A 12,424-nucleotide genomic window follows, 5' to 3' on the forward strand; every position below is an offset into this window, starting at 1 on the left:
CTTGTTGCCTGAAAATGCCTTGCCTAGTTTGCCGTTTCCGGATCGAGCAAGCGGTGCATGTGAACGATGAAGTAGCGCATATGCGCGTTGTCGACGGTTGACTGCGCCTTCGCCTTCCAGGCCTTGTAGGCTTCTGCATAGTTCGGATAGATGCCGACGATATCCAGTTCGTCCAGATCGCGGAACGTCAGTCCTTCCGGCGACACCAGTTCACCGCCAAATACCAGGTGCAGAAGCTGTTTCGGGGTGTCGGTTTCACTCATGAACATCCTCGCTTTTCATCAATGCGATTTCAGTTGCCAACTCGTCGCCAGGCGGCCCGTAACCGCATGGACGCAATTCACGTTTGCCGACGCCGCCCTATCTGATCAGCTTGTCCAGCACGTCGCGCGCGGGCCCGATCAGCGCTTCTGGTGCTGCGATCAGGGCGGGGTGGCCGGTCCTGGCGCGATTGTAGATAAGGCTGTTTCCCGACAGGTCGGTCAATCTGCCGCCTGCTTCCTGCACCAAAAGATCCGCCGCCGCAAGATCCCAATCGCTCGGCCCGCCCCGCGCGGTGCCCACATCGACCCTGCCGGCCGCCACGGTCGCCAGGCGGTAGGCGAGAGAGCGCAGGATATCCGTGCCGATGAGCCCCGCCGCCTTCACGTCCCGATTGGCAATGATTGAATGCGGACCGGTGAGGGTCGCGCCCGCGACATTGCGCTGAGCGGAGACTTCGAGGCGGCTGCCATTCAGCCACGCGCCGCCGCCGGAAAGAGCGACGAACATCTCTTCCCGCCGCGGGCAGAACACGGCACCGGCCACGGGACGTCCGTTTTCGACAACGGCGATGGAGATCGTCCATTCGCTGCCACCGGCGAGAAAGGCGCGTGTCCCGTCTATGGGATCGACGATAAACACCCGGTCGCGCGTCAGCCGCTCCGGATCGTCCACGGTTTCCTCCGACAGCCAGCCGTAATCCGGCCGGCCGTTGCGCAGCCGGTCCGCCAGAAACCTGTCCACCGCCAGGTCGGCTTCGGAGACCGGCGACTTGTTGCCCTTGAACCAGGTTTCCGGATCCTGACCGAAATAGCTCAGGGCAACGTCGCCGGCCTGGCGCGCGGCGGTTTCCAGAAGGCGCATGTCCAGATCGGGAGACGGGCTGAGAATGCCGTTGTCAACTTCCTGCAAGAGCCATTCCTTCGATAAAGACAGATGGCGTCGCAGTGGAATAGCGGTTGTCCAGATCACTGCCCGGCACAAGACGCTTGAACATGTCCTTCAGGTTGCCGGCGATGGTGATCTCGCTGACCGCCTGGACGATTTCGCCGTTTTCGAACCAGAACCCGGCGGCACCGCGCGAATAGTCGCCGGTGAGCCCGTTGACGCCGTGGCCGATCAGATCGCTCACCAGCAGCCCCTCGCCCGCTTCGGCCATGAGCTCTTCAAGGGATTTTTCGCCCGGCATCAGCGTGATGTTGGTCGAGCCCGGAGACGTCCCGCTGCCACTGCGATGGGCCCGGCCGTTCGGTCTCAGCCCGAGTTCGCGCGCCGTTGCCCCGTCCAGGAACCAGTCCTTCAGAACGCCGTTCTCGATCACGTTGAGAACCGGCCCGCTCGTGCCTTCACCGTCAAAGGGGCGCGTGGCCGCGCCGCGGCGTTTAAACGGATCGTCGACCACCATGATGCCGGGTGCGAAGATCGCCTCTCCCATCCGGTCTTTCAGAAAGCTGGTCTTGCGGGCGACCGAAGCACCGTTGATCGCTCCCGCAAGGTGGCCGAGGAGACTGCGAGCCGCGCGCGATTCATAGATGACATTGGCGGTCCGGGTCGACATTTTCTGCGGATTGAGCCGGCGCACCGCCCGTTCTCCGGCCCGGCGGCCGATTTCGGCCGGCGCCTCCAGGTCTTCAAAGAAGGTGCGGCTGTCGAAATCGTAGTCGCGCTCCATCGACGTGCCGTCGCCGGCAACCGCCGTCATGGAAAGGCCGTGGCGGGAGGCAATGTAGGAGCCGAGGAAACCATGGCTTGTGGCGAGCACGACGCCGCCAAGCCGCCAGGAGGCGCCTGCCCCGCCGGATTTGCTGACGCCGTCGACGGCAAGGCCGGCAGCCTCCGCTTCCAGCGCCATCTCGGCAAGGCTCTCGGCGGTCATCTCCTTGGGATCGAGAAGTTCCAGCGCCGGAAAGTCCTTCACCAGCAGGTCCGGATCGGCCAGACCCGCAAAGGGATCCTCCGGCGCGACCCTGGCCATGGCGACCGCGCGTTCGGCAAGGCTGTCGGGATCGTCCAGCTGGTTGGCGGAAACGGCGGCGGTGCGCTTGCCGACGAAGACGCGCAACGTGAAGTCGTCGCCCTCCGCGCGCTCGCTCTCTTCCACCTTGCCCTCCCTGACGTCCACGGCCAGCGACACGCCCGTGACCGCAACCGCATCGCAGGCATCCGCGCCCGCCTTGCGGGCCGCTTCGACGAGACGTGCAGCCCTGGACTGCAATTCGCTTTGGTCAATCAGTTCCGACATATGTTCCGCCTTTTGTTTCGGCTGTTGTTTACGCTCCGCACATGGCGACTGCAACCGCCAGGACGAATTCCCGGCAAGCTGTATCATTCCGGTTCAGACCTGCCGGGAAATATGTACCTGCCTTAACAAAAGGGAAGCGCAACCCGGCCCGGCGCACGCTGCATATGGTTCTTGTCCAGGCGGAACGAAAGTAGCTCTAACGCCTATATGTCGACTACTGTTTTGCGCACCGGCCGGCACTCGCCCCATGGTGGTGTTCCGCGCCTTCTGCCACACGTGTGAATCAGGCGTTATCTGAGCGATTACATTCCGGTAACCCTCTTGAAAATCAAACTTTCTTAACCGTGTCTCTTAAGCCGTTCACGATCTTTCTCAGCTACCTTTGAACCCATCGAGAGACCAAAAGGTCCGGTGGAGAGTCAATTGAGACGTCAAACAGAAATACAGGAAACGGCAGCAACCGGGATCGGCGCACAAGAGATGCCCCACCCCGGTTGCCTGCCGGCCCACTTCCAGCAGCGCCTGGAATGCCGGCCGGGAACGCCCTCACTTCCTGCAGACATTTATCTTGACCGCGACAGGGCGGTCATCAAGCGGCGGGTCGCCGGCGTACCGGTCACGGTCGTCGTTCCGGCCTGCGGATTCGACGGTGTCATGGTCCGCATCGTGCCCGGGGCGGCTCCCGGCGAGATCATCGCGGCGCTGATCCTGAAACATCCGGACAGCGCCCTGTCCATCACACTTGCCGAAACCGAGAATTCCGACAGTCTGGCGGTTCTGTGGAGCCGTTGGGCCCAGACCTTCAACCTGCCGATGCTGGTCTGTGATCTGGGCGGCAAGGTCAAACCGATCGAGGCGTACAGCGCCATGCCGGCGTCAAGCCCCGCACCGCGCCGGAAAATGCGCATGCTGACCGGCCGGCGCCCGCGCTTCCTCAACCGGCGCATTCCCGGCCGAATGGGCGAGAATGCGGCCAATCACGGCAACGAGCGGGAAATCATCGCCCGCTCCTGAGGCCCCGTCAGGCCGGTATCAAAAATGGCTCCGCTTGGCGGGGCCTTTTTTGTGCCGGCTTAGGGTGCGGACCCATAAATGAGGATGAAATGGTTTGAGGCGGATTGCGCGTCCTCAAGAAGCGGAAGCGTAGGAAATGTGGTTCATTTTCAAGCCTTTCGCGACGTAGAGGAGGCGCAATCCGGTCAAATCCGAAGGACATGAAAATGGCTTCACCTCGCTTCGTCAGCGCGCTTGACCGGGCATACAGCCCGCTCTGCGCACCCTTCCTAACGGTGTTTCGCCATTTCTCATGCCATTTCGTCCTCATTTATCGGTCCGCACCCTAGAGCCAGGCTATGAACGCGTCCGCGACGAACCCGGCAAACAGGATCCAGCCGTAGATCTTGTTCGAGCGGAACAGCTTCAGGCACTGGTCGCCGTCGTCGATGTCCAGAACCACGATCTGCCAGCCCAGATGGACGACGCCGGCGAGAATGCCGATGAATGCCGCCGGTCCCGCATCCGCCAGCATGGCTGCCGCGGCGAATAGACCCGAGGCCAGGGCGTAAAGGGCGATCAGCGCCGGTTTCGTGCGGTCGCCGAACAGGCGCGCCGTCGACTTGACGCCGACCAGCGCGTCGTCCTCCTTGTCCTGATGGGCGTAGATCGTGTCGTAACCGATCGTCCAGCAGATCCCGCCCACATAGAGAAAGACCGGAGCCCAGGACAGCGAGCCGAATTCGGCGGCCCAGCCCATGAAGGCGCCCCAGGAGAAGGCGAAGCCCAGAAACAGCTGCGGCCAGTTGGTGAAGCGCTTCATGAACGGATAGATGGCCACCGCCAGCAGCGACGCGATGCCGAGCAGGACCGTGAAGGCATTGAACTGCAGGAGCACCGCCAGCCCGACCAGGCATTGCAGCAGCATGAAAACCTTTGCCTGGAACCTGGTGACCTGGCCGGCCGGAATGGGCCGGGACCGGGTGCGGGCGACCTTTGCATCGATCTCCACGTCGACGATGTCGTTATAGGTGCAGCCCGCCCCGCGCATGGCGACGGCACCGATCAGAAACAGGACGAGATGCCAGGGATTAGGCCAGCCGTTGCCGCCGGCAATCGCCGCCAGTGCCGCCGACCACCAGCAGGGGAAAAGCAGCAGCCACCAGCCGATCGGACGCTCCCAGCGTGCCAGGCGCGCATAGGGCCGCAGCGAAACCGGCAGCCGCGTGTCCACCCAGTGCAACTTCACCGCATCCGCGACCGGCCCGGTGTCCTTGGTTGAAAAAAACATGTCCGCCCTATCCGAAAATCTCTGCTTCGCCTTGGATCCGATGCCGGAGCACCCGTGTCTGCACTCAATGGATATACCGTGCCGGAATACGGATGCATATCCGCATCGCCCCGGTCCGGGACACGTCAAACGCCCCTACCGGCGGTCCACGTCCAGCCCTTCTAACCTTATTCGGGTCGGATTTCATCCCGTGCCGTAGCGCCCGCTATCGGTCCAGCCATTTGCAGCATTCAGGCGCCCGTGGTAGATCGCGCTGCATTCAAGCTGACCTGCCCAGACGCGCCGGGTTCAGCTCCGGCATCAACCAGCTTCAAGAGACTGCACATTCATGAAACTTCTCCTCATCGGATCCGGTGGCCGCGAACATGCCCTGGCCTGGGCGCTGGCGAAATCTCCCAGGCTGACCAGGCTCTATGCCGCGCCGGGCAACGCCGGCATCGCCAAGCTGGCCGAGCTTTCCGATCTGGACGTTTCAGACCACCAGGCCGTGATCGAATTCTGCCGGGCAAAGGAAATCGACCTGGTGGTCGTCGGCCCGGAAGCCCCGCTCGTGGCGGGACTGGTGGATGATCTGGACGCGGCAGGCATCAAGGCCTTCGGACCGGGCAAGGCGGCTGCCCAGCTGGAAGGCTCCAAGGCGTTCACCAAGGGCGTCTGTGATGAAGCCGGAATTCCGACCGCCGGGTACGGCCGCTTCAGCGCCGCGGAGGGCGCCCTCGCCTATGTGCGGGAAAAGGGCGCCCCGATCGTCGTCAAGGCCGACGGGCTGGCGGCCGGCAAGGGTGTGGTCGTGGCCATGACGCAGCAGGAAGCCGAAGACGCGGTCACCGCCTGTTTCGAAGGTACGTTCGGGGCCGCCGGGGCGGAAGTGGTCGTCGAAGAGTTCCTGGAAGGCGAAGAAGCCAGCTTTTTCGTCCTTTCCGACGGCACCCACGCCCTGCCGCTCGCCACAGCCCAGGATCACAAGCGCGCCTATGACGGCGACGAAGGGCCGAATACCGGCGGCATGGGCGCCTATTCGCCGGCTCCCGTCATGACCGACGCGCTGGCTTCGGAAGTCATGAAAAAGATCATCGAGCCGACCATTGCCACGCTGGCAAAGCGCGGCACGCCGTTCAAGGGCGTGCTCTATGCCGGGTTGATGATCACCGCGGACGGACCCAAACTCATCGAATACAATACCCGTTTCGGCGATCCGGAATGCCAGGTCCTGATGATGCGCCTGAAAAGCGACCTCTTGGATCTCATTATCGCCAGCGTCGACGGCACGCTTGATAGAGCCTCGGCCGACTGGCGCGACGACGTGGCGCTGACCGTCGTGATGGCCGCCAAGGGGTATCCGGGCAGCTATGCCAAGGGCACGGAAATCCGCGGGCTCGACCCGCTCACGGGTGACGGGCTCGAGGTGTTCCACGCCGGCACGAAACGCGAAGGCGACCGCGTTGTTTCGAATGGCGGCAGGGTTCTGAATGTCACGGCGCTCGGATCGACGGTACGCGAAGCGCAACAAAACGCGTATGATGCCGTTGCCAGGATCGACTGGCCGGACGGCTTCTGCCGGACGGATATCGGCTGGAGGGCGATCGCGCGCGATTAGACGCAGGGTAGGAGACGGACTTGAAGAGCACCTTGCCGGAGCTGTTTCCAGGGTTCGAGACCATCAGCGTGGAGACCGCTGAGGCCGCGCTGTTCTGCCGGATAGGCGGCTCCGGCCCGCCGCTCCTGCTGCTGCACGGCTATCCGCAGTCCCACGTGATCTGGCACAAGATCGCGGTGCCGCTCAAAAAGCATTTTACCCTGATCCTGCCGGACCTGCCCGGCTACGGCCGATCCTCCATCCCGCTGCAAAGCGCCGATCATGGCGCCTATTCCAAACGGACCATGGCAAATGCCATGGTCGAGATGATGCAGGTGCTGGGCCACCGGCGGTTTTCTCTTGCCGGACACGACCGCGGCGGCCGCGTGGCCTACCGCCTCGCCATGGACCATCCGGAGGTGGTCGAGCGGCTCGCAATTCTCGATATCCTGCCGACATCCGACTACTGGGACAGGATGGACCGCACGTTCGCGCTGAAGATATATCACTGGATGTTCCTGGCGCAGCCGGCGCCGTTTCCGGAAAAACTCATCGGCGCGGCGCCCATCCGTTTCCTGGAACACACGCTGGCGAGCTGGACTGCCGAAAAGAACCTGAACTGCTTTTCCGAAGAGGCCCTCGTCCACAACCGCGACTGGTTTTGCGACCCCGACCGGATCGCCGCCACATGCGAGGATTACCGGGCGGGCGCGGCGATCGATTACGAGCACGACAAGGCGGATCTCGAAGCCGGCAGAAAGATCGCAGTGCCCCTGCTTGCCCTGTGGGGCGACAAGGGCATTGCGACCAGCGTCAGGGATCCGCTGGACGTGTGGCGGAATTGGTGTCCTGAGGTGGAGGGCCAGGCCATGCCCTGTGGACATTTCCTGCCGGAAGAAGCGCCGCAGGAGACCTCCAAAGCCCTGCTGAAATTCTTCCGCCCGTGATCAAATACTGACCCAGAAACTTGAAGACCTGAGCGATTGCAAGTCTTGGAGACTTCGCGCTATCAGCGCAGGCATGCCGCACAGTCACCCTGAATATACTGTTGCTTTTAATACTCCATAAACAATCTATTCAAGACAATTTAACGTTTCAAGACTACTGAGGATACTGGCAATGATTGTTTGCATCGACTGTCGCCGTCCGGCGCGCATCTACCCAGAAAGCGTTCAGTCATGCTGATCAGTCCGCAGCTCAGGCTGCTCCGGGAATAGGTGTGACGCGTGGGAAAGCAAGAAGCAGGTGATGGACATCGCTTCCGGGAAGGCCGGCGTCGCCTTCGTGGGTTCAGCACGCGCTTCGACCATACGCTTTCCCGGTGGTGCGCCGACGACACCCGGTTCGAGAAGCCGCTGAGAACCGTCTTTCTCTCCATCCTCGGGCTCACTGTTGCCGTCCTTACCCTTCAGAACGTCGCCTCGGAGTTCCGCAGCCTGAGCGAGCCACAGGACGTTATCGTGCAAACGGCGGAAAGACTGCTGATGCAGCAAAGGGCGTTTGGGGCCGAAACGCTCGATCGGGTGGCCCGCACCATCAGTGCCGACAAGGAACTGCAAGCCGCCATCCGGGACCAGGACCGCGGCAAGGTCAGGCAGATTGCCGACAAGGTGTTCGCCAAGGACCATCACGGATTGGAGATTGCCGAATTCACGATCTACGGCGCGGACCGGAACATCGTCTACAGAGCGCAGGGACCAGGCATTTCCGCTGCACCCGATGCGTCGTTACAAAGCGATCTCAACGCAAACCCGCTCCGCAAGTCCAACGGCATCGAGCTCCGGCCGGACCACCAGATAGTGGTCGGCGTTCTCAGGTCCTGGGTTTCCGACGGACAGATGCTCGGTTACCTGAAGCTGTCGATCAATATCGAACACACGCTTGCACTTGCCGGTTCCGCGGTGAACGCGCAGATCGTCAAGGTTCACAAATCCGGCGGATCGGACGCAGGCGCCGGCGCGGTTCGGTACAAGGCGCTCGGGGGACCGGGGCCGGAGACACTCAACGTTGCGGAGATCGCCGGTCCGGGCGGCCTTGACGGCCTCAACGGATTTCATCTGCACGCGGGCAGAGTGTTCGTCGTGCATGACCTGCCGATCCCGATTACCGGAACCGACGGCAACGTCAAGCTGGTCCTGGTGAAGGATGCCACGAGCAACGTCTGGACCTTTTTGGAGAGAACGCTCTTTGCACTTCTTGCCGGGATCGCACTGGCGCTCCTGTCCTGGACCGTCATTCACCGATTGCTCTCCAGGCTGCAGACGTCCGTGCGGATGACCCGCGACCGGCTGGAAGCCGAAGTACGCGAAAACACCAGGAAGCTCGAACGCAGTGCCCTTCAGCTGATGGAAGCACAGCGTATCGCCAGCGTCGGCAGCTGGGAGCGCGACATCGCCACCAACGAGATCTGGGGCTCCGAAGAGTTCCATCGCATCATGGATGTTCCCCCTGGTCTGTCCGCGAGAGAGGTCCAGAAAAGGATCTTTTCGCGAATTCCAGCGCACCAGTTGGATGCGACCCAGGCCATGGTCGGCAAGGCGATGGCGACTTGCGGCGAATTCGACCTGGAGCACTCGCTCGTGCTGGAAGACGGCGACGTCCGCTACATGCATGTGCGCGGCTACGTCCTCCCTGGTCCCACTGGTGAACCGGCAACGGTCATCGGAACGGTTCATGACATCACGGACCGCTGCCTGGCGGAGCGCCGGAACAATCTCCTGGCCAACATCCTGGAGTCCTCGCTTAACGAAATCTATATCCTGAACACCGATACCTTCCGCATCGAATTCGCGAACAAATGCGCCCTCACCAATCTCGGCTACAGCCTTGAAGAACTCGAGGCGCAGCGGATCTGGGACATCAACCCGGTCTACGACCAGGAAACAGTCCGCCGCCATGTCGCCCCCCTGCTCAGGGGTGCACGGGACAGTCTTTCGATCGAAAGCCTGCACAGACGCAAGGACGGTTCCGAATATCCGGTCGATCTCAGGGTGCAGATCCTCAAGGACCACGACCGGGACCTGTTAGTGGCGATCGCGAATGACGTTTCCGAACGGGTTCAACGGGAAAACGAAACCCGCGAGGCCAAGGTCCGCGCGGAGCGCCTGGCCTATTTCGACCCGCTTACGAAACTGTCGAACCGGGCGGGCTGCCAGCGCGACGCGAAGAGCCACTTTGCGAGCGCGGACAAGCCGGCATTCCTCGTTCACGTCGACATGGACGGGTTCAAGCGGGTCAATGATACGCTGGGCCACCTTGCCGGCGACCAGTGCCTGGAAGAGACGGGTCGGCGGTTGAGGGACGTCTGCCGTGGCCTCGGCACTCCTTATCGCTGGGGCGGCGACGAATTCGTCATACTTGCCAACAGCAGCAGCGATCCGAATGAACTTTGCGAGCGCGCGCGCCGACTGATGCGCGCGCCCATGGAGTTCGACGGCAACCGTTACTGGCCGACGGTCAGCATGGGCATTGCACTGTGCCCGGAAAACGGCAACGATTTCGACACGCTCCTGGTGAATGCGGATCTGGCGCTTTACCGGTCCAAGGAAAACGGCAAGGACCGTTACACCTTCTTCCAGGCCGACATGAAGGCCAATAGCGAGACCGAGGCGAAGATCGAGCTCGAACTGGACGAGGCGGTCAAGACCGATCGCTTCGTTCTGGCGTTCCAACCGCAGGTGAACCTCAGGTCCCAGACGATTACCGGCGTGGAAGCCCTCGTCCGCTGGGACCACGCGGAGCGCGGGCTCTTGTCGCCGGCGGAGTTCCTGCCGGTCGTCGAGAAGTCCCGCCTCGCGCCCGTTCTGGGTGAAATCGTCATCGACAAGGCCCTTGCCGCCGCGAAATACTGGCTTGAATCCGGCTTCGATTTCGGCCGTATCTCGGTCAACATTTCCCCGAGCCATCTGGCCTCGGGACAGGTCGTCGACCATTTCAAATCCGCGATGGCCAAACACGACATAGGCCCGGAGCGCATCACGGCGGAAGTTCTGGAATCCGTCTTTCTGAACGACAACGGTTCCGGCCACCTGGCGGCCCTCAAAGAACTTTACGAACTCGGCATCCACATCGAACTGGACGATTTCGGCACCGGCTACGCATCGCTATCTCACGTCGTGGACCTGCCGATCAACGGCCTGAAGATCGACAGATCCTTTACGAAACAGATGCTGGAGGATCCCAAGAAGGAAGCCGTGGTCAACCAGCTGATCCATCTGGCGCGTTCGCTGAACATGGGGATCGTGTGCGAAGGAGTGGAGAACGAAGCCCAGTATGACCGCTTGCGGATGATGGGCAACTTCTCGATCCAGGGCTACCTGATTGCCAAACCGATGTTCTTCGACGCCATGACGAACTGGATGCGCGAGTCGGCCGACGATCTCTACTTCGTCATCTGAACCGGTATCCCGGGAGCCGATCCTTCCGGCCCCAGGCCGCGACGTGGACCACCGCATCATCTTTTCGGCTTGGCAGGTGACATCAAGATCCCCATCTGGTCCTATGTCAGAACCAGCATGCTGCGTTCAAAGAAATGCAGACCATTCATTCCGAATGCTGGTCGATCTGGTATGGAAATGCGAGCTGAACCCGGAGCCACGATGACTGCACCCGACCTTCCCCGCATCGGCCTTGCTCTAGGTGGCGGGGGGCGCGCGGACTTGCCCATATCCCGGTTCTGGAAGCGCTGGACGATCTCGGCCTGAAGCCCACCAGGATCGCCGGCTCGTCCATAGGCGCGATCATGGGCGCGGCCTATGCCAGCGGGCTTAGCGGCGAAGAGGTCCGGCAGATCGCCCTGGAGATTTTCGCCGACCGCAACAGCGTGCTGTCCCGGCTCTGGCAGCTCAGGCCCCGGCGGATTGCCGATGTGTTCCGACCCGGGCCCGTTCAGTTCGACCCGGAACGGGTTCTGGAAGTCTTTCTGGCCAGCTACCTGCCGGACCGGTTCGAGGACCTTCATATTCCCCTGCGCGTGCTGGCGACCGACTTTTACGGCTGTGAGGAAGTCGATTTCGAAACCGGCCCCCTTCTTCCGGCCATCGCGGCATCAATAGCGATTCCCGCCATTTTCCGGCCCGTCAGACTCGACGGCCGTATCCTGATCGATGGCGGGGTGGTTAATCCACTACCTTTTGACGGTCTGCGCGCGACCTGCGACATCGTCATTGCTGTCGATGTCGTGGGCGCCCCTGTTCCACGGGCGAACAAGGACGATATCAGCATGCTGGACTCGCTCTTCGGCTCGTCGCAGATCCTGATGCAGACCATCACAAATCAAAAACTCAAAATAGATCAGCCGGATATCCTGGTGCGCCCGCCACATGACGCAATCCGCGTCCTGGATTTCATGAAAGCGGAACACATTCTGAATACCGCGGAGTCTTTACGGGAAACTACGAAGGAGAAACTCGAGCTATTGATAAAAGAGCCAATGGAACTTACTTGATCACAACATACGTATAATTCTCCAGATCAATTAATTTTATTAGATCCAAGCTCCAATTTAATGAAGCATTAATGCAATCACTAAATACTTTTCTTCGACTATCAGGAGCAAGGTCGATGCGACCCATTGGATCTACAGATTTGGAAAACTGTCCGGTATCGGACGATGTGCTGAAGAGATTGCTGAACGCCACCTTGAACGCGGTATCCGATGTGGGCACCCAGCTTCCGGAAAACCAGCGCGCGGCCCTGGCGGTCTATTGCTACCGGCGCGCTCACTTCCGCAAACTGGGCCTTTCGCTTGCGCGCCTGTGCAGCCGTCCGGCCCTGGTGAGGGAAGCCGGCCATGCGGGGGAAATGATCCACGCGCAGGCGCTCAGTGCGGGCCCCGTTCCGGAATTCGAAAGACCCGAATCCCCGCGAGGCGGCAAGCCACCGGTCAGCCTGCACATCGTTTGAATTACCCAATCCGGGGCCGGTCCTTCCTCCCGCCAGCCCCCACCTCAGGCAACCGCCTTCGCAGATCCGCTGCGTAAGCCGGTTGCCTTTTTCTTGTCTCCCGATGCGCTTCACGATCAATGCCCGAAAGTTTCGGCTATACTTGCCGAATGGGAAC

General features: G+C 61.5%; 10 protein-coding genes. 6 read left to right on the forward strand and 4 right to left on the reverse strand.

Features of this window, described 5'->3' with window-relative positions; genetic code table 11:
* Positions 1–23 precede the first annotated feature (23 nt).
* The 3 genes from ON753_RS15910 to ON753_RS15920 all read right to left on the reverse strand — a co-directional run bounded on the left by ON753_RS15910 (position 24) and on the right by ON753_RS15920 (position 2,503).
* The gene (locus tag ON753_RS15910; RefSeq protein ID WP_265963595.1) at positions 24–263 is read right to left on the reverse strand and encodes a DUF4170 domain-containing protein; all 240 of its coding nucleotides are present in this window, start codon (positions 261–263) and stop codon (positions 24–26) included.
* Between the two features lie 97 nt (positions 264–360).
* A complete protein-coding gene (locus tag ON753_RS15915; protein WP_265967179.1) occupies positions 361–1,125 on the reverse strand; it encodes a 3'(2'),5'-bisphosphate nucleotidase CysQ in 765 nt (254 codons plus the stop codon).
* A 34-nt stretch (positions 1,126–1,159) separates the two neighbouring features.
* Positions 1,160–2,503, reverse strand: a complete 1,344-nt coding sequence (locus tag ON753_RS15920) for a TldD/PmbA family protein (RefSeq protein ID WP_265963596.1) — start codon at positions 2,501–2,503, stop codon at positions 1,160–1,162.
* Between the two features lie 423 nt (positions 2,504–2,926).
* On the opposite strand from ON753_RS15920, the gene ON753_RS15925 reads away from it, so the two are divergent.
* Positions 2,927–3,517: a DUF6101 family protein gene (locus tag ON753_RS15925; RefSeq protein ID WP_265963597.1), complete on the forward strand. Its 591-nt coding sequence runs from the start codon at positions 2,927–2,929 to the stop codon at positions 3,515–3,517.
* A 325-nt stretch (positions 3,518–3,842) separates the two neighbouring features.
* On the opposite strand, the gene ubiA is transcribed toward ON753_RS15925, so the two are convergent.
* Positions 3,843–4,787 (reverse strand): 4-hydroxybenzoate octaprenyltransferase, encoded by a 945-nt coding sequence (ubiA, locus tag ON753_RS15930; protein ID WP_265963598.1) that lies wholly within the window; start codon positions 4,785–4,787, stop codon positions 3,843–3,845.
* A 328-nt stretch (positions 4,788–5,115) separates the two neighbouring features.
* Between ubiA and purD the strand changes: the two genes are divergently transcribed.
* The 5 genes from purD (at position 5,116) to ON753_RS15955 (ending at position 12,267) form a co-directional block, all read left to right on the forward strand.
* The gene (gene purD / locus ON753_RS15935; RefSeq protein ID WP_265963599.1) at positions 5,116–6,384 is read left to right on the forward strand and encodes a phosphoribosylamine--glycine ligase; all 1,269 of its coding nucleotides are present in this window, start codon (positions 5,116–5,118) and stop codon (positions 6,382–6,384) included.
* A 20-nt stretch (positions 6,385–6,404) separates the two neighbouring features.
* Positions 6,405–7,310, forward strand: coding sequence for an alpha/beta fold hydrolase (locus tag ON753_RS15940; RefSeq protein WP_265963600.1), 906 nt, complete (start codon positions 6,405–6,407; stop codon positions 7,308–7,310).
* Positions 7,311–7,589: 279 nt separating this feature from the next.
* Positions 7,590–10,760 carry a putative bifunctional diguanylate cyclase/phosphodiesterase gene (locus ON753_RS15945; protein ID WP_265963601.1) on the forward strand — a complete coding sequence of 1,057 codons (3,171 nt, stop codon included), beginning with the start codon at positions 7,590–7,592 and terminating at the stop codon, positions 10,758–10,760.
* Positions 10,761–11,029: 269 nt separating this feature from the next.
* Positions 11,030–11,809: a patatin-like phospholipase family protein gene (locus tag ON753_RS15950; RefSeq protein WP_418068008.1), complete on the forward strand. Its 780-nt coding sequence runs from the start codon at positions 11,030–11,032 to the stop codon at positions 11,807–11,809.
* A gap of 140 nt (positions 11,810–11,949) precedes the next feature.
* Positions 11,950–12,267 (forward strand): hypothetical protein, encoded by a 318-nt coding sequence (locus ON753_RS15955; protein WP_265963602.1) that lies wholly within the window; start codon positions 11,950–11,952, stop codon positions 12,265–12,267.
* Positions 12,268–12,424: the final 157 nt, after the last annotated feature.

It is taken from the genome of Roseibium salinum (genome assembly GCF_026240905.1).
Lineage (GTDB): Bacteria > Pseudomonadota > Alphaproteobacteria > Rhizobiales > Stappiaceae > Roseibium > Roseibium salinum.